The sequence below is a fragment of the Nocardia sp. NPDC050408 genome (assembly GCF_044458905.1).
In the GTDB taxonomy this organism is placed as follows: Bacteria; Actinomycetota; Actinomycetes; order Mycobacteriales; family Mycobacteriaceae; genus Nocardia.
Genome location: NZ_JBITIL010000034.1, coordinates 1 through 22,095, shown reverse-complemented (window position 1 = coordinate 22,095; position 22,095 = coordinate 1). Strand labels below are relative to the sequence as shown.

Here is a 22,095-nt window from a genome sequence, read left to right as displayed (position 1 = left end):
GCCCGTCGCTCACGCCGCGGGTAGTGCAAAAATGATGAGATCAGTTGGCGGGCACGGCAACCGAGTTGCCTGCGTGATCCAGGGTGTTCGAGGTGATGTCACCCTGTTCGGCCAGCCAGCGCTCGGCGTCGATCGCGGCGCGGCAGCCGGTGCCGGCGGCGGTGATGGCCTGGCGGTAGGTGTGGTCGACCAGATCGCCCGCGGCGAAGACACCGGGCACCTTGGTCGCGGTCGAGGGGTGCAGCACCTGCACGTAGCCCTCGTCGTCCAACTCCACCTGATCCTTGACCAGCTCGCTGCGCGGGTCGTGGCCGATCGCCACGAACAGGCCGGTCGCGGCCAGCTCGGAGGTCTCGCCGGTGCGGGTATCGCGCAAGGTCAGACTGGCCACGCTGGTATCGCCGTTGACAGCGGCGACCTCGGCATTGAGTACGAACTTGATCTTCTCGTTGGCCTTGGCGCGCTCCAGCATGATGCGCGAGGCGCGGAATTCCTCGCGGCGGTGCACGATGGTGACGCTGCTGGCGAACTTGGTGAGGAAGGTCGCCTCCTCCATCGCGGAGTCGCCCCCGCCGACCACGACGATGTCCTGGCCCTTGAAGAAGAAGCCGTCGCAGGTGGCGCAGGCGCTGACACCGCGGCCGAGCAGCTTCTGCTCACCCGGGACGTTCAGGTAGCGCGCGGCCGAGCCCATGGCGAGGATTACGGCGTAGGCCTGGTGGGTCTCATCGCCGACGGTGACCGTCTTGATCGGACCGCTCAGGTCAATGGCGTCCACATCCTCGGTCCGGATATCGGCACCGAACCGCTTGGCCTGTTCGCGCATCTCCTCCATCAGATCCGGGCCCATGATGCCCGCGCGGAAGCCGGGGAAGTTTTCGACCTCGGTGGTGGTCATCAGTGCGCCACCGAACTGGGTGCCCTCGAACAGCAGGGGCTGGAGTTCGGCGCGGGCTGCGTAGACGGCGGCGGTGTAGCCGGCGGGTCCGGAGCCGACGATGATCAAGTCGCGAACTGCGTTGCTCATGTGACCCTTCCGAGGGAGATTCATTAGACGTGTCGGTCAACAACAGGGTAAACGGTGTTGTTCCCGACGTGATGTGGGACAACCGCACGACGTGACCTCGCCCACTCGCTAACCGATATCGGTGCGGGCCAACTGCTGCGGATCGTCGGCGCCGCAACCGATTCCGACGACCAACGCGGTGATCTTGTGTGGACGGGGGCCGGTGAGCAGGATCAGCACGGCATCCTTGTCCTGGAAGGTGGTGTTGGTCGAACCGAGCACGGTGCGATCCAGGCCGTTGGCGTGGACGCATCGATTCAGGGCCGCCGGGGTGCCGAGTGCGCCGGTGACGTCATTGCGACCGAGGACACTGAGTGCGACGGTGGCGTCGAGTTCATCACCGAGTTGGACATTGCTGATGGTCGGTTGGGCGCTAGGCGTCACCTCGTGCCCGCGTAGCGCGTCCATTACGACCGCGACGCAGGCCACGACAGCGATTACGGCGGCCGCGGCGGCGAGCCAGCGGAGGTTGCGGGTGCGGCGTTGCGTCAGCGGGATGGGCGCCTTGTACTCGGAATCCTTTGCGTAATCGGCGGATTCGGGCCACACCGCAGCTGATGGTTCCGGCCGTGTGGCGGCCGATGGCAGCCGATGGACGGTTGCGACCTGCTCGATGGGCCCCTGCGCCGCATCGAGGCCTTCGACGAAATCCTCCAGCCGGGCTGCGATATCGGCGGGCATGGCGTGGATGACGCGCTCGTCCCGGCCGAGCGCGCGCAATTCGGCACTGACATCGTCGAGCGAGTTCAGGAACCGAAGCGCGTCCGGATCATTGCGGACCACCGGCCACAGTTGCTCACTGAGCTCCGGCGCCACATTGTCGGCGTGTAGATCGGCGAGCAGTTCGGGTGAGAACGGAGGCTGCGGAACGGGTCGGCTCGCCATCGCACCTCCGGGTTCTCGAATAGATGCCCGCCCGCACGGCGCGGGCACTGCCTGTACATCGTCTGGTAGTCCGTCACTATTAATGACGCATCTCAGCTACTTCCGGTTCCGCGGATCACGCAGAAATTCCAAACGTTCTTGGAGCCGCTGCCGGCCCCGCGCGCATCGGCTCTTGATGGTGCCCTCCGGAACGCCGAGCAGCGCCGCCGTCTCGGCGACACTACGCCCCTCGAGTTCCACCGCGACAAGCGCCGCCCGCTGCTCCTCCGGCAGCGTGAACAGGGCGCGGTCGACGACGAGTGACATTTCCAGTTCGGCGATATCGTCGCGGGTGTCCTTCGGTTCCGGCATGGTCTCCGGCGACAGCGATACCGCGCGGCGAGTCTTATTGCGCCGGATCCGGTCCAGGCAGGCATTCACCACGATGGCGTGCAACCAGCTGCGCACCTCGGCCTCCGCGCGGAATTTGGCGGCGGTGCGGTGTGCCGAGAGCAGGGCGTCCTGCAGCGAATCGGCGGCGTCCTCGCGGGTGTAGGAGGCGCGCAGGGCGGTCTGCCAGAGGTGGTCGTTATGGCGGCGCAGCAGTTCGGCGAAGGCATGCCGCTGACCGCGCACATGGGCTTGCAGCAATTCGACGTCGGTGAGCTCGTCGGGAACGAACGAACGCTCGCGGAACGCAACAGGCCGCGACTTCCCTCCGGGGGAATCCTCGTTCAGTTCGGACGGCAAAACCAACCCCTTGGACAGCTCTCACGGCGATGACGGACACGGGCGACCGCCATCGAAATTTCGCAGCATCCAGGATCGAACAACCAGAACCCGGGGAGCTCCCCCTGCTGTGAGAGCGCGGCTAGATCATATCGTTAGTAAAGAATTGGCAGCAACCAGACCAGTGCGGGCTGAATTGTGCGGTATGCCCGGGGAAATCGACACCTGCGGGCGGGATGCGAGACGCGACAACTGGTTTCGCGAGACATGGGTAACTCGTCGGGTACGCCCAAAAGTCGATGGGCACTCGACGCAGGACCTGAAGGCGGCCCTAGCGGAACTTACTGGTATGGCCTGAGTATTCGGGGAGGCGGTCAAGCAGCGGCGTCGAAGCGGAGATCGGCGATCGAGGTCTGGAACTGGCCACCGGAGTTGCCGAGTCCGGTGATCCATACGAGCACATAGCGGGCGGCCTGATCGCCGCGGACCGGGATTTCGGTGATGCCGTTCTCTAGTCGTGCCGAACCGATCAGCTGGGTCTGGTCCAGCGTCGGCGAGGCCGTCGGCGAGGTGCGGATCTCGACCGAGGTGCCCGCACTGGGCGACTCGATCGAGACGCTGGTCAGCTTTGCCGGACTCGGCAGGGTGGCCAGCAGCCCGACGCCCTTCTTGAGCGCCGGGAACTGCTGAAAGTACTGATCGGTGCGCCAGACGGTGCCCGGATCGTGATCGAGCACCGCACCGGTACCGCCGACATTGTCGGGCGTGCCCTCCGGGGAGAAGACCGACACACTCGTCACCGGAACCGGTACCCCGCCCGCGGCCGTCCCCGTCGTACCACCGGAGGTCGGCGCGGGCGCGGGTGAACTGTTCGTGGTGAGGCCGATATTGCGCTGCTCGTTGAGCGGCGCGTCCGAGGCAGTCGGTGCGAAGACACTGACCATCCACCAGATGATGATGCCGACCACCAGCGCGGCCAGGATGCCGAGCCCGACCATGATCCACATCATCCGCTGCGAGCGTTCCCGTTCGGCCGCAAGCAATTCCGGATCGGCGAGCGATTCCTCGGCGCCGCTCGGCGGACGCTGCCCGAGGCGCAGCACCGGAATGAAATCGGTCTTCTGGTCGACCACCGAGGCCTGTTCGAGCACATGCTGCACGGTCGCCGCGGTGCGCACACCCTTATTCGATTCCAGCGAACGGACCGCGACCGCCGAAATCTCGAACGGCACCTCGGGCCGGATCTGCCGTGGCTCGACGGGGGTGCCGTCGGAACCGAAATCGGCCAGCCGCAACCCGCCGACCGTCGCGGCGGTACCGGTCATACCACCGGCGCGGATCGGCCATCGCGCGGTGATCAGCGCGTAGAGCATGGCGCCGAGGCCGCGCACATCCGATTGCGCGTCGGAATCGGACAACGTGCCGGGGAAAGCGAGTACCGCGTCACCGGTGGCGCTGATCCGGACCCGGTCCGGATGGTCGATGGACAGCGAACCACCGCCGCGATGCGCCAACTCGGCGGCCGAGGCCAGTGCCCGGATGGCACGGGCGGCACCGATGGGAGACGGCACCGTCTCGGCCATTTCGCGCAGCGATCGGCCCGGCGTCCATTCGGCCACCACGATGCCGCCGGAACTGCCACGCACCACGTCCAGTACGCGAGCCAGGCCCGGCGAGTTGATCCGGCCCAACCGCAGCGTGCGCGACAGTATGGCCTGCGGACCGTCGTGACCGGAGTTGTCGGTGGCCTTTTGATCGGCGTCGACGAAGGTGAGCGCGACCTCGCGGTCGAGCTTGATGTCGAGCGCCTGCCAGAACTTGAGTCCGCGGGAGCCGCCGTGACTCGCGAGCAGCCGGTAGCGGCCGCCCGCTACGGAAGCGCCCGGAATCAGCTTGGGTCCGCGCTGCGTTCTTCGGCCGGTGTCGTCCATCGGCGGTAGTTGCGGCGGGATCGGGATCATCCCGGTGTCGTACATCGGATCGCGCTGCGGGGCCTCCCGCGGTTGCTCGCCGGGTCCGGACGCCGAATCGTGCTCCGGCGGACCGTTATCGGCACTCTGATTCGCGTATGCGGGATCGGAGGCCTCCCCGGCGGGCGGAACATCTGTGGAGAGCCCGCCTGCCTTGGTCGCAGCAGATTCGGCGGCTGGGACGCCGCCCAGCGCCGCGTCGTCGCTCACCCTCGTTCCTCCTTCGCCCTGATATGTCGAAGTTCCGGCGAACTCGCCACTTGTGCTTCTCTGCCGAACAGGGTACGGGAACTCACCCATACCGGTGCTGTCAACGGTATGAGCTCGGATCACGGGTAGCACCATGGTCTGGGCATCCATGTACGGGTCGAAACCAGGGTATGCCACATACGGCTCGGGCCGCCGGAATACCTGTGTCGCGTACTCGTCCTCGACCGGGCCCTCGAGATCGAGATCCGGGGCGGGCGGGGTGAAGCCGAGACGCCGGGAGATCGCGACGGTGATCGCGACGATCTCCGGAATACCGGCCAGGCGCATCAGCCCGAAGGCGACCGCGAACATCACGATGGCCGAGACGATGACCCGGATCAGCGAGCCGGGTCCGCCGGAGAGGCGGTCGAGTCCGAGCACCTTGTCCACGATGAGCATGACCGCGCCGCCCGCGATCGAGGACAGCAGGACGCGGCTCACCGTGCGTCCGACATTGACCATGCGTAGATCGCCGAGGCTCTGGTGCAGCAGATAGCCGCCGATCACGGCACCGGCCAGGAAGCCGAGTCCGGTCGCGACACCGAGGATGATCACGACCTGATCGCTGCTGCTCGCCAACACCGGTGCCAGCGCCGAGAACAGGATCTTGATCGTGGTGATGCCGAGGATGATCCATGTCGGCGTCCAAGCCTGCTCCCTGGCGTAGAAGACGCGCAGATGGATCAGCACCAAGGAATACGGAATCAGTGCGAAGGCCGACCAGCTCACGGCCTCACCGAGGCGTGCGGCGTCGCCGGAGAACCGTGCGTAACCGAACAGGGCCTCACCGACCTGCGGTCCGGCCAGCGTCAAGAAGGTGACCACCGGAACGAGGGCGATCATCGTCAAGCGGGTCGCGACGGACAGATCGTCGACGACGGCGGGGGTGTCATCGGCGGCGGCATTGCGGCTCAGCCGCGGCATGATCGCGGTGAGCAGCGTGACACCGAGCACGCCGTAAGGCAGTTGGAGCAGCAGCCAAGCATTGGTATAGATCGCCGGGCCCGCCTCATCGGCCGCCGAGGCGATGTGGTTCGAGACGATCAGACCGATCTGGCTGATCACCACGTACAGGATGATGGCCGAACCCATCTTGCCGAACTGCTTGAGCCGCGCGTCGACACCCCACAGCGGACGCAGATCGATCTGATTGCGCTTGATCGCGGGCAGCAGGCTCAGCGCCTGGGTGGCCACACCGAGGGTGATGCCACCGCCGAGGACCAGCAGTTTCGGATCGCTCATCCGGACCGGATCCAGCGTGATCTCGCCCGGAGTGAGGGCATAGAGACCGAGCACGACCAGCACGACGAGGTTGTTCAGCACCGGCGCCCAGGCCCCGGGTTTGAAGTTCTGGCGGGTATTGAGGATCGCCGTGAACAGCGCCGACATGCCGTAGAACAGGATGGCGGGCACCAACAGATAGGTCAGCGCCGTGGTCAGTTCGGTGTTGACCTTGCCGTCCGAGGAGACGAAGACTCTGGTCGCAAGCAGCGGCGTGGCCGCCGCGGCGAAGAGGGTGGCCGCGGCGAGCACCGCGAAGGCGGCGGTCACCAGCCTGCGGACGAACGCGACGCCGCCGTCGTCGTCCTCTTGTTCGGCGCGCACCAGCGTCGGCACCACCATCGCGGTCAAGACCGCGCCGAGGACGAGCTCGGTGATCATATTGGGGATGAGATTGGCCGAGGTGTAGGCACTCGCGACGGCCGGCCCGAGCGCGGTCAGCAGCAGCAGCTGTTTGCCGAAGCCGGTGACGCGACTGATCAGGGTGGCGAGCGCGATGGATCCGGAGTCGCGCAGCAGGCGCGAACTCGCGTTCTGTTTGGCTTCGGTGGCGACCGGCCCCGATGCGGGTGCGGCGGGCCATTCCTGGGTGCGCGGCCTCGCAGCTTCCCGAGGTGCGGGACGATGCTGTTGTTCAACCGGTTGCCGCCGTTCGACCGGCGGCTGATGCTCTACCGGTCGCTGTCGTTCGACCAGGGGCTGTCGTTCGACCGGGGTCTGCCGCATGACCGGGGGCTGTGGCGGCGGTGTCTGATAGCTCGGTCGCGGCGCCTGATAGTTCGGCGGCGGCGCGAAACGCTGAGGCGGCATCCGCGGTGCGCCCGGTGGTCCAGGTACTGGCTGTCCGGGCGGCATCGGTTGACCTTGCGGCATCGGACGTGGCCGGGCCGGGCCGGGCTGTTGCGGCGGCGCCGGGTATTGCCGCTGACCCGGATGCGGCTGCTGACTCGGATGCGGGCGGGGTTCGGGATACTGCTGCGGTTCCGGATATTGCGGTGTACGGGGTACCGGCCGCTGCTGCGGCCGAGGTTGCCTGGGCAATGCGCCGGACGGCGGTGCCATCGGTCCGGTGGGTGGCTGCGGGACGCGCGGTGCCGGGCGGGGTGGCGGCACCGGTCGCTGCGGCTGACCGGGACGACTCACCTGGGGTACGCGCGGCGAATCGCCGAAATGTTCATCGGGAGTCATCTGCGCGTCCTCCGGTTCCGCCGGTGGCTGCGCCAGGGGCCGTTCCCAGGGTGCCGAGGGCGCCCGGCGGGCCGGGGGTCCGTCGGGGCGATCAACAGGTGGTTGCCGATGAGCGGATAGATCATCGTCGCTCATCGTGCCTCCTGCGCCATGCCATCCCCCGCCGCCGGGCCGAATGACGCCCAGGGTGTTACGCGATTGTCCTCCACGATGCCATGCGCGGTGCGGGGTCGGCACCGATCGGCGGCAACCGACTGCCTACCGGTCGGTCGAATGAGCACAGCGACGACAGCCGAGCATGAGCGAGGTGTCCTCGTCCTCATCCCGCCTCCTGCTGCTCCCGCTGTACACGCATGCGCGCCCGTCGGTACCTATTCACCCGGCGTCGAGTGCCCGGATCGAAACCCTCGTCGGCCGGATCCGGCTGTCCGCGGAACCGACGCCACAACCGGCGCCCGGCCAACAAGAACAGCAGTATTCCGGCACACGCCGTAATTATTGCCAAGGTCTGACCGTAAGCGTTCGAACGCACCGAGACCGAGGTGGGATTGCCGAGTGCGACGCCGTCGGACGTGGTAAGGGAGATCGGAATGACCAGGTTACGGCTATCGGTGACCTCGGTGGGGATCTGGAACGATCGGCTTCCGGTGGGGGGCAGCGTCTCCTCACCCGGATCGGTGATTTTCGTCTCCGTCGGCGCCTCGATCCGGAACCGGACCCGAATGGCGACCGGCAGATCGTTGCGTGCGACCAATAGCAATGGGCTCTGTTCGGAGGCCAAGGTGTACACCCCGCCGGGCGGCAGCACAGTGACCGAACCGTAGAGCCGGCCCAGCGTGCGTGTCGTCTGGTCGAGTCGGCGCTGGGCATAGGTGTCCGGCTGTGCGGAATCGCCGGAGCGCCGGTCCGAGAGGGTCATTACGCGCAGCAGATCGTCGCGCAGCGGGGTCAGATATTGGTTGGGCGTCGGCTCGTTCTCGGGCACCTCGACGAGCGAGCGCATGAGATCGGTGATCCGACGGCCCTGGTCGCGGACCGGGAACACGAAGCGCTCCGGTACTGCGTCATGGGCGGCCTGCGGCAGATAGTCGGGTTCGTGCGGCTGTGCGTCGGGCGATTCGGCGACCAGCTCGGCGAGCGTGCGCGGGGTCGCCAGGTTATTGCGCAGCAGCAGGTCGACCTGCTTCAGGATCGCGGTGGCCTCTTCCCGGTTCGCGCTCCACTGCTGCGGCGGCACCAGCAGCAAGGAGCGCGGGCGGTTCGGTTCCGGGTTCAGCGCGGACCAGGTGATGGCGCCGAGTGCGTCCTGCAGGCGGGCCATTCGGGAGTCGTTGGTGACGTCGTAGCGGACGCGTGCCGGAGTGAACGACGGCGTCGGTGGGTTGGAGCCGACGGCGGCGAGGGCCGTCGCGGACCAGATATCGAAGCTCGCCGCATGCAATGCCGGATCGGCGGGTGGATTGGCGGGCGGGGTCTGGGTGCTGGAAGGGGCGGCGCTGGTCGTGGGCGCGGATGTGGTCGGTGTCGCGCTGGTCTGCGGTTCCGGCGTGGGCTCCGGCGTGACGGAAACCGGGGCGATCTCGGCGAGCCGGACCACATCCGGCGTGCTCGTCTCCGGCAGCGGCTGAGTCGCGGTGGTCTGGTTGGCGGTGCTCTGATTACCGTTGCCGCCGCGTCCGGTGGTGATCGGCTCCGAATCCGTCGAGGCACCGGCGGTGCCGAGCGGGACGGCGGCGTTATCGGCCACTACGGCGGTTCCGAAACCGTGGCCGCGCAACAACATTCCCGCGCTCTCATCGATACTGCCGGAATCCGGCACGCTCACCCCGCGCACCGATTTGGTGGCCAGGATCGAATCGACGATATCGGCGGGATCGTTCAGCGCCCGGGTGGACAGTTCGGGATCGTCGACCGCGGCCAGTGCGGTGAGATCGACCTGCGCGAAGGGCAGCGCGACCGTACAGGTCGATGCGGCGACCGCGCGCAATCGGTCCAGCCAGGTCTGGGCCTGGTCGGCGCCGGTGCCCGCCCTGGTCGCACCGTCCGGATCGGACGGGCTGGCCAGTACGCGATACCCCTTGGTCATCACCTGCGCGGTGATCAGCAGATCGGGATCGATCGCGACGCAGACCGCCGAGTTCAGCGTGCGATCGCGACTGGCCGGATTGGTGCCGAGCACCGATTCCAAGGCACCGAGCAATTGATCCAGCCGTCCGCCCTTGCCCAGCGATGCGGCCAGTTCGTCATCGGTGAGCTCGGCCTTTCCGTTGAGTGGGCCGGTGACACCGGCGACCAGCCGCGGGCGGTCGGCCAGCGGCCACAGCAGTGTCGTCGCCACCGGGGTATCGGGCGTGGCGGGCACCGGCGAGTTGATATCGACCGCGGGCGGCACGCCGAGCACCGGCAGCAGGAAACGCGCGTCGTCGAGGCGGGCCTGGGTGCCGTAGGCCGGTTCACCATTGACATTCAGCAGCAGCGGATAAACGCCGGGCTTGCTGATATCCAGCGCGGGCGCACCGCCGTTGGAGCGCAACGCGATGCTGATCGTGAACTGTTTGCGCTGGCCGGGACTCAAGCGATCGGCGATATCTTCGAACGGACCGGTCACGTCGTAGTTGACCTGATCCAGGCGCAGCGTCGAGCGCAGCGCACTGGGTGTCGACACCGCGGCGGCCCGCTGGATGCGGACGCTGATGTCCTGCACCACCCGATCACCGATATTGGTGACGGTCCCCGCGACCGTCAACGTCGGATCGCTGGTGGTGGTCACCGCGGCCGGATTCACCGAATCCAGGGTCAGCTTCAGGAATTTCGGCGACGACGAACTATTCGGCGTCGTCGGCTGGGCGGCGGCGGGCTGGGCGAGCAATACCGGAACCGCCGGTGCCGAGCCGAGAATGGTCAGGACCGCAGCGATGATCCGGAACAGGCCCACCCGTCGCCCGACCACCACCCCCCACGGAATCGCTGCGCGATGCCGGAAAGTCTGGGTCATCTCTTGCCGGTCTCCATCCGGTCGATCATCCGATTCGCCACTTCGGCGAGGCGCCGCTCATCGGCATAGGCGAGCCGAGAATCCAATTCGCTCAACGGAACCCACGCCACCTGGGTGACCTCGACGTCAGCATCGGAGAGCTCACCACCGATGGAGCGCAGCAGATAATGATGCACGGTCTTGTGTACCCGGCGACCCTCGGTAACGAACCAGTAATCGATGCTGCCGAGTTCGGCGACCACTATCCCATTTATTCCGGTCTCCTCGGCGACTTCCCGGATCGCGGTCTGCTCGGGCGTCTCCCCCTCTTCGATATGTCCCTTGGGCAGCGACCACAGCAGTCTGCCACGCCGATCGGTCCGCCCGATCAACGCCGCACTGCGTTTATCGCTCGGCCCGTCCAACCCGTCGACCACGAGTCCACCCGCCGAGGTTTCCCGTACCGTGCGCATGCGAGGTTTCGCCGCATTGGCGGCCGAACCGCGGCGCCGGGGCTGGCGGCGTCGACTGTTCGCGCGATCGGCCGGAGACACCACGCAATCCTACTGTGCTGAATTGCCGCGCCTCCGGCGCCGCCAACTCCTCGGTCCCGTGGTGGTCACCGAAGTGCGGATCGTTCGGCGCCGGATGTACACAGCCTCAGCGGCCGAGACTCGCGCCTGCAGCACCCGCGCTTCGGCCACTCGATCGCGAGACGGGCCGCCAACTCCTCGCTCGTCGGACTCGCTCCGTTGGAGTTGTGTGGGTGCCGAGGTCGCGACCTGAGTGTTCGTGTCCGAGGAGGTGCTGGATGTTCGACGACTCGGTACCTCCACCCGCGCCGGATGCGTCTGGCCTTATATATCTGCGCGCTGCGTGGGTTGCGCTGGAATATCGGTTGTGCGGGCTCGGTAAGCTGCTGCTTCGTGGTTTCGCCCAAGTCCGAGGATGCAGCGTTGGATCGACGTACCCGATTGCTGGCCGCGGCCGCGGTCACGCTGGGACGGTTGTCCGAGGTGTTGACGCCGCTGGGCGAGTTGTTCGCCGCGCGCGGGTATGAGCTGTACCTGGTCGGGGGCAGTGTGCGCGATGCGGTGCTCGGGCGTTTGGGGACGGATCTGGATTTCACCACCGATGCCAGGCCCGAGCAGGTGCAGGAGTTGTTGCGCGGGTGGGCCGATCATCTGTGGGATACCGGCGGGTTGGCATTCGGCACGGTGAGTGCGTCGAAGGCCGATCAGCAGTTGGAGATCACCACCTTCCGCAGCGACACCTATGACCGGGTGTCGCGCAATCCCGAGGTCACTTTCGGTGATTCGCTCGAGGGTGATCTGGTGCGGCGCGATTTCACGGTCAATGCGATGGCGGTGAAGATCGGCGCCGATGGGTCGCTGGAATTCGTCGATCCACTCGGCGGGATGGACGCGCTGCTCGCCGGAATGCTGGATACGCCTGCGGCGCCGGAGGATTCGTTCCACGACGATCCGCTGCGGATGCTGCGGGCCGCGCGGTTCGTCGCGCAGCTCGGTTTCGAACTAGAGCCGCGGGTGCGGGCCGCGATCGCCGCCATGGCGGGTGAGCTCGAGCGGATCACCGCCGAGCGGGTGCGCACCGAACTGGATAAGCTCATCGCCTCCGCGCATCCGATCGACGGCATCAACATCATGTGCGAGACCGGCCTGGCCCAGTTGGTGCTGCCCGAGGTGCCCGCCATGAAGCTGGAGATCGACGAGCACCACCAGCACAAGGATGTCTACTGGCATTCGCTGACCGTGTTGCAGCAGGCCATCGACTTGGAGGAGGGCGATCCGGATCTGGTGCTGCGCTGGGCCGCGCTGCTGCACGATATCGGCAAGCCCGATACCAAGCGCAATGAACCGGGCGGCGGGGTCAGCTTCCATCACCACGAGGTGGTCGGCGCGAAAATGGTGCGCAAGCGATTGCGCGCGCTCAAGTACTCCAAGCAGTTCACCGAGGACGTGGCGCGACTGGTCTTCCTGCACTTGCGTTTCCACGGCTACGGCAAGGGACAGTGGACCGATTCGGCGGTGCGCCGCTACGTCACCGATGCCGCTGACCTGTTACCTCGGCTGCACAAACTGGTCCGCGCCGACTGCACCACCCGCAATAAGCGTCGCGCCGCCGCACTGCGCGCCACCTATGACGAGCTGGAGACGCGGATCGCCAGACTGCAGGAGCAGGAGGATCTGGATCGGGTGCGTCCGGACCTGGACGGCAACGCGATCATGGAACTGCTCGGCATTCCCGCCGGTCCCGAGGTCGGCAACGCGTGGCGATACCTGAAGGAATTGCGCCTGGATCGCGGACCGCTCACCAGGGATGAGGCCGAGGCCGCGCTGCTGGAATGGTGGAAAGCCCAGGTCTGAACGCAATCGCCACCTCGGTCAGAAGATGATCAGCGTGGTGCCCGCCACGATGGCCGAGCGGATCTGTGCCAGATCGAATGATCCGATGATCCCCGGCAGCTCGACGCGGAACCGGACCAGATCGCCCTCGCGGGTGGCGTGCACGATGCGCGCGTCATTCGGTAGCCGATCCAGCGGGATCGCCGGCGCGGTTACCAGCTTTCGCGGGACTCGGATGCCCAACCAGTTCGCCCGGTGGATATCGACGGTCAGCAAGTTGTCGCGCACTTGCGCCTCCACCAGCGCACTGATCGGGCGCCTTCGATGCTTCGCCCGGATCAATCCGCTCGCGTCGATGTCGAGTTTCCAATCGAGCTGCTGGGTATCGAGCCAGCCCACCAGCGCCGCGGTGGTGACGGTCCCGTTCAGATCCAGCTGCTGCACCCGCGCCTTCGTCGGCACGCCGGGCACCAGCCGAACGCCGTGCGCGATCACGGTGACCTGTTCGATCGGGTGATCGTCCCAGCGCAGCCGCGACAGCACTGTCTTGGTCTGGAAATGCGCGCCGCGTCGGCGCACCTTGAGCACCTGCAGGGTCGCGTGCAGATCGTGGCCGAGCAGGGTGGCGCTGACCTCCTGGCCGCCGAAACGGCTCAGAATGCCCTCGCTGAGCACCGTCATCAGTACGTCCGGCATGAGTGCGGTCACAGTGCCCGCGCCGAAATCGGCCAATGGATCCACCCAGGCAGTGGTGTAGGCGAGCCATTGTTCGAGCAGTGATTGATCGAAGAGGCGTTTACCCATGTCGACGGCCCGCATCGGTGACCATGACGTCGGATCGAAGTACGTGGCCATGATTGCTCCGAGCGTACTTGGCGTCGGCGCACCCGACCACGTTCGCGGCTGTGACGATGCGGGCAATTGTGCGTATCCACAGAATGACGCGCCTCGGCGGCTCGCGGCTCTACGCGCTGATCGGCTAGCCGTGCTGCGCGGCGGCCAAAGCGCGCATGCCATCGGCGCAGGACGGATAGCGCGGTGTCCAACCGAGCTCCGTCTTCGCCTTGGCGTTGGACACTCGCATACTGGCCTGCGTCATGCGGTAGGCGTACGACATGGGCCGCATCATCCAGGCCGGTACGGTCAATGGCTTTGGTGTGCCGAAGGTTTCGGCCACCAGCTTGACGTATGCACCAAAGCCGAGCGGGGTGTCGTCCACGATGTTGTATGCGGCACCGGGCTTTCCGCCTTCGACGGCCAGCGCCACCGCCGCACCCGCATCGGCCAGATCGACCCACGGCAGCACCCGTCCGTGATCGTTCACCGTCGGCAGCTGTCGCTTGCGCAGCATCTCGATAATGGCCTCTGTGCCGCCCGCGCCGTAGAACATGCCGTAGCGCAATGAGATCCCTTCGATCCCATCGGCATTCAGCATCAGCTCTTCCTTGACCCGCATGCCTTCGAGGTGGGGTTCCACTGCTTTGTCGCCGGTCGATGCGAAGGGGTCGTCCTCGGTGAGCACGTGATCGCCGAAATCGCCGTAGCCGTAACCGAGGACCACGGATTCGGCGATGACCCGCCGGGCACCGACGGCGCGCGCGGCCTCCAGCAGGTTGGCGGTGCCGGTGATCCGCAGCTCATTGGTCGCGTACATATCCTTGTGCCGCATGGGCGCCTTGCGCAGTGCCGTCGCCGCGTGCACCACGGTGTCGACGGTGCGGCCCTCGACCGCGCGCAGCAGTTGGTCGCGATTCATCAGATCGGCCTGGACATCGGCCCCGGCGCCGCGGGACAGCGAAATCACCGTGTAGCCGGACTGCCGGAGAGCGGTGGTGATGTGGGCGCCCAGCACTCCGCTCGCCCCGGCCAGCAATACGTTCTTGTTGTCGTTCATGGTCATCAGACAGCTGACCTCCTTCCGACGTGACACTGTCGAATGTGAGCTACCTCACTCTCGAAAAGCATGCCAGGGCGGCGCGCCGACCGTGATCAGTTCCCGTACCCGCCGCCGCCGGGCGTCTCGATGACCAGCACATCCCCGGGGTCGAGGTGCGCCGAATCCGCCCCGCTCAGGTCCTGCACCGTGCCATCGGCACGCTCGATCCGGTTTCGGCCGAGTGCGCCGGGCGCGCCGCCCGCCATGCCGTACGGCGGCACCCGACGGTGACTCGACAGCGTCGAGACCGTCACCGCTTCGGTGAACCGCAGTCGACGCACCGCTCCGTCACCGCCACGCCATCGCCCGGAGCCCCCGCTACCCGCCCGTACCGAGAACTCCTCGAGCAGCACCGGCAGCCGCCACTCCAGCACTTCCGGATCGGTGAGCCGCGAGTTGGTCATATGGGTCTGGACCACCGGCGCGCCGTCGAAGCCGTCGCCCGCACCGGATCCGGATCCGATCGTCTCGTAGTACTGGCTGCGATCATTGCCGAAGGTGATGTTGTTCATCGTGCCCGACCCCTCGGCCTGCACCCCGAGCGCCGCGTACAGCGCGCCGGTAATCGCCTGGGAGGTCTCGACATTGCCCGCGACGACCGCGGCGCCCGGTTCGGGCGCGAGCATCGAACCGGGCGGCACGATGATCCGCAGTGGTCGCAGGCAGCCGTCGTTGAGCGGAATATCGTCGGCGACCAGCGTGCGGAAGACATACAGGACCGCCGCGTTCACAACGGCATAGGGGGCGTTGAAGTTACCGTCGAGCTGCCCGGAGGTACCACTGAAATCGATAGTGGCGCTGCGGTTTTCCCGATCCACGGTGATCCGAACGCGAATGGTCGCACCCAGGTCGGTCGCATAGGCGTATTCGCCGTCGTCGAGCGCATCGATGACGCGCCGCACCGATTCCTCCGCATTGTCCTGCACATGCCGCATATACGCCTCGACGACATCGAGTCCGAAGTGCTCGATCATCTTCCGGACTTCTTCGACACCCTTGGCATTGGCGGCGATCTGGGCCCGCAGATCGGCGATATTGGTGGCCGGATTGCGGGAGGGATACGGCGCTTCGGTCAGCAACCGCAGCGTCTCATCCTCCCGGAACCGGCCGTCCTCGACGAGCAGCCAGTTGTCGAAGATAACGCCCTCCTCCTCGATGCGACGACTGTTGGCCGGCATCGAACCGGGCGCGATACCGCCGATCTCGGCGTGATGACCGCGTGATGCGACATAGAAGAGGATCTCGGTGCCTGCGGTATCGAATACCGGCGTGATCACCGTGACATCGGGCAGATGGGTGCCGCCGTGGTAGGGATCGTTGACCGCATAGGTGTCGCCGGGACGCATGCCCCCGGCCTGCCTGCGCCGGATAACCTCCTTGACACTGGTCCCCATCGATCCGAGATGCACCGGGATATGCGGCGCATTGGCGACGAGATTGCCGTCAGGATCGAAGAGCGCGCACGAGAAGTCCAGGCGCTCTTTGATATTGACCGACTGCGCGGTCGACTCCAGCCGCGCGCCCATCTGCTCGGCGATGGACATGAACAGATTGTTGAAGACCTCCAGCAGCACCGGATCCGCTTCGGTGTCCGCCTCCGGTCCGGCCACCGCGGCGACCCGTTCCATGATCAGATGGCCGAGGTCGTTCACCACGGCCTGCCAACCGTCGTCGACGACCGTGGTGGAGTTGGCCTCGGTGATGATCGCGGGTCCGCGCACCGCCCGCCCCGGCATCAATTCGGCACGCCGATAAAGGAATACTTCGCGTCGAGCGCCTCCGGTATGCAGCCACACCGACTCCGACTCGCCGGTGGCCGAGCGCGGTCCGGCGAGGTCGGCGAGATCGGGTGGTTCGGTGAGTCCGGTCGCCTCGACCGAAAGCGCCTCGATCACGATCGGGCGGTCCAGCACGAAGGAATAGGTGCTCCGATGGCGTTCGACGAAATCCGTTGCCATCTGCGTCGGTTCGGTGAGTTCGACGGTGAGCGTGGTGTCGGTGCCGTCGTAGCGCAGCTGGGCGCGCCGCACGATGCGCACCCGGTGCGCGGGTACGTCCTCACCGAGTAGTTCGGCGCGCGTGATGGCCTCCAGATCATCGGCGATCTCGACGACACGCTCCATCGACTCGTCGCGCAGCGGCAACTCCACCGAACGCTCGCGCATGGCGGTGGTATCGGCGAGACCGATGCCGAGAGCCGAGAGCACACCGGCCATCGGCGGCACCACAACCGTGCGAATGCCGAGGGAATCGGCCACTTTACAGGCGAGTTGGCCACCCGCACCGCCGAAGGTGGTCAGCGCGTACCGGGTCACATCGTGGCCCTTCTGCACCGAGATCCGCTTGATGGCGGCCGCGATATTCGCGACCGCGATTTCGAGATAGCCCTCGGCGACCTGCTCCGGTGTGCGATCGTCACCGGTGCTCTCCGCGATTTCGGCGGCCAGTTCCGCGAATCGGTTGCGCACCAGCGCATCATCGAGCGGTTCGTTGCCCTCCGGCCCGAAAACCCGTGGAAAATGCGCGGATTGGATTCGACCGAGCATCACATTGGCATCCGTGACGGTGAGCGGTCCGCCACCGCGATAGCAGGCCGGTCCGGGTGCCGCGCCCGCGGAATCTGGTCCCACGCGGTAGCGGCTGCCGTCGAAGTGCAGGATCGAACCGCCACCGGCCGCGACGGTATGGATATCGAGCATCGGCGCGCGTAACCGGACACCGGCGATCTGCGTGATGAACACCCGCTCGTACTCACCCGCGAAATGCGATACGTCCGTGGAGGTTCCACCCATATCGAAACCGATGACCCGATCGAATCCGGCGAGTTCGGACATCCGAACCATGCCGACGATGCCGCCCGCCGGGCCGGACAGGATCGCATCCTTACCGCGGAACTGTCCGGCCTCGGTGAGTCCGCCGTTGGACTGCATGAACATCAGCCGCACACCGGTGAGCTGGTCGGCGACCTGCTGGACATAGCGACGCAGCACCGGTGAGAGATAGGCGTCCACCACCGTGGTGTCCCCGCGCGGCACCAGCTTCATCAGCGCGCTCACCTCGCTGGACAGCGAGACCTGCGGAAATCCGATATCCCGGGCCAGCCGGCCGATCGCCTGTTCGTGCTCGGGATACAGATGTGAATGCATGCAGACGACGGCGACGGCACGAATACCACTGTCGTACAACGGCTTCAGCTCGGCGGCGAGGGCCTCCAGGTTCGGTGGTTTCAGCACGGTGCCGTCCGCCGTTACGCGCTCGTCCACCTCGATCACGCGCTCGTGCAACAACTCCGGCAGCACGATCTCGCGCGCGAAAATCTGCGGACGATTCTGATAGGCGATGCGCAGTGCATCGCGGAAGCCACGCGTGATGACCAGCACAGTCCGTTCACCCTTGCGCTCGAGCAGCGCGTTGGTCGCGACCGTTGTGCCCATCCGGACGGCATCGATCTCGGCGGAGCCCCCCGCGTCGGCGAGGATTTCGCGAATGCCCGCCACCGCGGAATCGGCATAGCGCGCCGGATTCTCCGAGAGCAGCTTGTGTGTAACGAGCTTGCCGTCGGGACGGCGAGCCACCACATCGGTGAAGGTGCCGCCCCGATCGATCCAGAACTGCCAGCCCGGTGTCTCGCTCGTCACCGGAGCCGCCCGTGCGAAATGGGTATGCGCTGGTCGATCACATCCGCACCATACCCAATCATCGTCGGAGTCGATCCGAGCGCGATCAGTGCGGCGGATCGAGTTTCGCGTGCATGAGGTACACGTTGTAGCTATCCCATGCCGAGATGGTGAAGTACAGATCCTCGCTCGTCGACCACGGATGGATGAAGCCGCCGTAGGCCTTCGGATAGTCGTCGGTAGAGACCAGCTGGACACCATCGGTCCAGGCGCCCTGTGGGCTGGCCGCGGTGCGCATCACGATCGCACCGCGCGCCGAATCCAGATAGACCATCTGCCACTGCCGGCTGCCCTTGTCGAAGCGCACCGACAGCTCGCTTGCCATACCGACAACCAGAGGCGTGGCCTGGTTTTCGACCGCCGGCGCCCAGGTCCCACCCACCCAGTACTGGTAGGCCGATTTGTTCAGCACCTCGGTCTTGCGCACCCTGGCCAGGCCGATGACCCCGACGCGGCCGTTGGGCGTGCCGAACATGTAGACGTAGTCGCCCTGCGGCACCATGGCCGTCACCTGGAACCGGCCGAGCCCGAAGAAGTTGTCCCACCTGGCGTGCTGATCCTTGACCCAGGTGCGGCCGTTGTCGTCGGAGTACGCCAGCCCGCCGTAGTTGGTCGACCACAGGCCGGGGATGCGGCTCCAGTGGTTCACCGACATGTAGCTCATGAACTGGCGCTGTCCGATCGCGAACCCGGAGGTCGGGATGGTGGTCGTCTCCCAGTTCTTGATCTTGCGGCTGGACAGCAGTTCGGTGGCGTGACAACGGCTGTCCTGCACCATGGTGTCGATGCTGAGGCCGTCGGCGAGGTCGTGGTCGGTGCTGTAGCCGAGCACATTGCTGCGCCAATCGGGCCCGCCGACGCCACCGAAGGTCCAACCGTCGCCGAAGGTATCGCCGAAGGCCACGGCGACCTCGCCCGGTTTGGTCTCCCACATGATGCCGAGATCGGTGCCGTCGACCTGCCAGCGCATATCGGTGCGATTCGCCGAACCGTGCCCGGTCACCTGACCGACCAGCTCCACCGACTCCAGCAGCGGCGGGCCGATGGCGGCGGTCAGTGGTCCGGGTTCGGCCGGGTGCACGATCGGCGGCGGCGCGGGTTGCGGTTCGATTCCGTCGGGGCCGGGCACCGGGATCGGAACGGGTTCGATCTCCGGACGGAACGCTATGCGCGGCAGGCGGAGCGCGCCGGAACCCGAACTCGATCCGGAGCCCGAGCCCGAGCCGGATCCGGAACTCGATCCGGTGTCGGGCGCGATTTCCGGTTCTGTCTCCGTGGCGGGATCCGACGGTTTGGGTTCAGTGGCGGGATCTGGCGGTTTCGGCGTGTCTCGAATATCCGGGCACGGGTTGCGACATGGGTCCGGTGGCAGTGGCTCCGGATCGATCCGGGTGTTGTCCGGCGCCGGATCGGGGACAGGTACCGGCGTGATCTCGGGAATCGGCACCGGTATATCGATCTGCGGGGGCAGCTCGGGCAGCGGCGGAGGCGGCGGTGCGTTGGGGTCCGGCGCCCGGTTCAACGGGTCGAATCCGATCTCGCCACAGCTGTTCACCGGCGGTGGCGCCCACGGATGCTGCGCGGCTTGCGCGACTGGAGCCGGTACGGTCAGCGCTCCGGCGAGCATTACACCGAGGATTACGGGCGCACAGGGATGCTTGGCCGCCGACGCGGACGCACGCGTACCGCTCGGCCGAAATCCCATTCCTTGTTGACTCCCTGTCGATTCGGGTCGATGGGAGATCAACTTACCCGACCGAATGGCGCGAAGGGGGGAACCGGATGGGGCGCAGTCGCGTCCAATCAGATATGAGCGAGATCGAGTACGTATTCGGGACCGGTGACGGCACGGTCCACGTCTGGGCCAGTCAGGCGGATCTGGATCTATCCGGGTCGGGACTGGGCGATGCGGTGGCACTCGACTTCGACGGCGACGGCCTGGTCGATGACGTGCTGTGGGATTCGGACGGCACCGGCATCGCCGATGTGGCCGGGCTGGATCTGGACGACGACGGTGTACCCGACCATTTCTTCACCGACCCCATTGGCAACGGCACCTGGAATCACCAGATCACCGGGAGTCCGACCGATGCGGGCAGCGAAGATCTGGCCTGGATCGAGCGCACCGAGCCGGAGCTGGATCACCTCGCCGCCGACGAATTCGGTGCAGCCTTGGCGAATGACGATGAGCCGCCGCAGGATTCGCAATGGCCGGATCCGCATGCCTCGATCGAACAGGTCGCAGCGCTGCGGGATCACCGGCCCTGGTCGGTCGATGAATCCGGCTACCCGACAATGCCATTCAGCCAGTGACCGGCGAGCGCCGATTGTTCAAGGCAATGGCCGCGATCCCCGCGCAATAGATACCGGCGCCGACAAGCACAACTGCGATCGAGCGCCCATCCTCCGGGATCACCAATGCGGTGAGCGCGATCGCCAGTACGAACGCGATATTGAATACGGTGTCCTGCAAGGCGAAAACCTGACCGCGCCTGGTGTCATCGATATCGATCTGCATGGTCGCATCGCCGGTCAGTTTGATGGTCTGCCCCGCGAGCCCGAGTAGGAAGGCAGCCACCAACAGCAATTGATGCGCCCGATGCGCCGCGGTTCCGGTGGAGGCGATCGCGGTCGGGGTGACCAGCGCCAACTGCACCACGGTCGCGGTCAACAGCCCGAGCACCACCGTGCGCGACCGGCCGAGCCGCGGAATCAATACCGGTGCGACCACCGCCGCCACCAACATGCCCGCCGCGGTGCAGCCGATGGCGAGTCCGAACCGGGTCAGTCCGGTATTCGCGCCGCCGCCGTCGACCGGCGCCTGCCGCAGCACCAGCACCATGATCAACGTATTGGTGCCGAATACGATCCGATGCGTGCCGATGCCGAGCATCGCGGTGGTGACCTGAACAGCTCCCCAGACCGCGCCCGCACCGTGGCGCAGACCGGTCGCGATCGCGCGCACGGCACTGCCGCGCGCCGCAGTCCCACGCTCCGGCCCCAGCGCCCCGGCCCCGAATCCGGCCGCGAATACCGCACCGCAGACCGACCACACCGCACTGATCGCCACCGCGACCGCCGATGCGAAATCACCCGCGCCGATCAACCCGATGATCGCGACCGCCGCGGCCGCGCCGACACCGGCACAGCCGGACGCCACCGTGGCCAGCACCGAATTCGCGGGCACCAGCCAGTGCTGATCGAGCACCCTCGGCAGCGCCGCGGACACGCCCGAGAGCACGAACCTACTGACTCCCACCACGGCGAGCGCGAGCAACAACAACGGCGTCGCACTACTGCCCGCAAGCAGTCCGACACTCACCGCAGCGATCAGCACCGCCCGCAGCACATTGGCGACAAGCAGCACCGCCCGCCGATCCCACCGGTCCAGCAGCGCACCGGCATACGGCCCGATCAGCGAATACGGCAGCAGCAGCACCGCGAACGCGGCCGCGATGGCGAGCGGATCGGTCTCCCGCTCCGGGTTGAAAAGAATGGCACCGGACAGCGCCGCCTGGAACATGCCATCACCGAACTGACCGGTAAAGCGGATCAGCGCCAACCGCAATACGCCGGGACTCTCGCGCAGCGCCGTATGCAGCGAAACCGGCCGCTCATCCGCGGGAGTGGAGCCGTTGGGGCGACCAGTAGACACGCCCAGAGGCTACTGGGTTGGAGTGCCCTACCTCCGGCGCGGCTCTGTTTAATGGCAGCGCCTTCGGCGCTGCGTGTTCGCGGCCCCCTGGTGTCTCGCGTCCGAGCCGTCGAGACTCGCGACTTCGTCGCATGCGCTTC

General features: G+C 66.5%; 13 protein-coding genes. 2 read left to right on the top strand and 11 right to left on the bottom strand.

Annotation, left to right across the window (positions count from 1 at the left end; genetic code table 11):
* Positions 1 to 40 precede the first annotated feature (40 nt).
* The 6 genes from trxB to ACIBJI_RS40795 form a co-directional block, all read right to left on the bottom strand.
* Entirely contained in the window at positions 41 to 1,027 is a 987-nt protein-coding gene (gene trxB / locus ACIBJI_RS40820; protein WP_364350740.1) for a thioredoxin-disulfide reductase, read from the bottom strand.
* Positions 1,028 to 1,135: 108 nt separating this feature from the next.
* A complete protein-coding gene (locus ACIBJI_RS40815; RefSeq protein WP_364350737.1) occupies positions 1,136 to 1,951 on the bottom strand; it encodes a hypothetical protein in 816 nt (271 codons plus the stop codon).
* A gap of 96 nt (positions 1,952 to 2,047) precedes the next feature.
* Entirely contained in the window at positions 2,048 to 2,581 is a 534-nt protein-coding gene (gene sigM, locus ACIBJI_RS40810; protein ID WP_397088482.1) for an RNA polymerase sigma factor SigM, read from the bottom strand.
* Positions 2,582 to 3,033: 452 nt separating this feature from the next.
* Positions 3,034 to 6,885, bottom strand: coding sequence for a lipid II flippase MurJ (locus tag ACIBJI_RS40805; protein WP_364350734.1), 3,852 nt, complete (start codon positions 6,883 to 6,885; stop codon positions 3,034 to 3,036).
* A gap of 781 nt (positions 6,886 to 7,666) precedes the next feature.
* Positions 7,667 to 10,342, bottom strand: coding sequence for a DUF6049 family protein (locus tag ACIBJI_RS40800; RefSeq protein WP_364350731.1), 2,676 nt, complete (start codon positions 10,340 to 10,342; stop codon positions 7,667 to 7,669).
* A complete protein-coding gene (locus ACIBJI_RS40795) occupies positions 10,339 to 10,875 on the bottom strand; it encodes an NUDIX hydrolase (protein WP_062981726.1) in 537 nt (178 codons plus the stop codon). Before ACIBJI_RS40795 ends, ACIBJI_RS40800 begins: the two co-directional genes overlap by 4 nt.
* A gap of 372 nt (positions 10,876 to 11,247) precedes the next feature.
* On the opposite strand from ACIBJI_RS40795, the gene ACIBJI_RS40790 reads away from it, so the two are divergent.
* Complete coding sequence (locus ACIBJI_RS40790) at positions 11,248 to 12,708, top strand: CCA tRNA nucleotidyltransferase (RefSeq protein WP_364350726.1); 1,461 nt, start codon at positions 11,248 to 11,250, stop codon at positions 12,706 to 12,708.
* Positions 12,709 to 12,726: 18 nt separating this feature from the next.
* Here the strand turns inward: ACIBJI_RS40790 and ACIBJI_RS40785 are convergent, their stop codons facing one another.
* The 4 genes from ACIBJI_RS40785 to ACIBJI_RS40770 form a co-directional block, all read right to left on the bottom strand.
* A complete protein-coding gene (locus ACIBJI_RS40785; protein WP_364350723.1) occupies positions 12,727 to 13,542 on the bottom strand; it encodes a hypothetical protein in 816 nt (271 codons plus the stop codon).
* Between the two features lie 124 nt (positions 13,543 to 13,666).
* Positions 13,667 to 14,587: an NAD(P)-dependent oxidoreductase gene (locus ACIBJI_RS40780; protein WP_364350720.1), complete on the bottom strand. Its 921-nt coding sequence runs from the start codon at positions 14,585 to 14,587 to the stop codon at positions 13,667 to 13,669.
* 89 nt (positions 14,588 to 14,676) lie between these two features.
* A complete protein-coding gene (locus ACIBJI_RS40775; protein ID WP_397088474.1) occupies positions 14,677 to 18,261 on the bottom strand; it encodes a hydantoinase B/oxoprolinase family protein in 3,585 nt (1,194 codons plus the stop codon).
* 85 nt (positions 18,262 to 18,346) lie between these two features.
* On the bottom strand, positions 18,347 to 20,005 hold the full coding sequence (locus tag ACIBJI_RS40770) for a DUF4185 domain-containing protein (protein ID WP_397088472.1): 1,659 nt from the start codon (positions 20,003 to 20,005) through the stop codon (positions 18,347 to 18,349).
* Between the two features lie 104 nt (positions 20,006 to 20,109).
* Between ACIBJI_RS40770 and ACIBJI_RS40765 the strand changes: the two genes are divergently transcribed.
* Entirely contained in the window at positions 20,110 to 20,613 is a 504-nt protein-coding gene (locus tag ACIBJI_RS40765) for a hypothetical protein (protein ID WP_364350711.1), read from the top strand.
* Here ACIBJI_RS40765 and ACIBJI_RS40760 read toward each other — a convergent pair.
* Positions 20,603 to 21,955, bottom strand: coding sequence for an MFS transporter (locus tag ACIBJI_RS40760; RefSeq protein WP_364350708.1), 1,353 nt, complete (start codon positions 21,953 to 21,955; stop codon positions 20,603 to 20,605). The two genes, ACIBJI_RS40765 and ACIBJI_RS40760, sit on opposite strands and share 11 nt — an antisense overlap.
* Between the last annotated feature and the right edge of the window lie 140 nt (positions 21,956 to 22,095).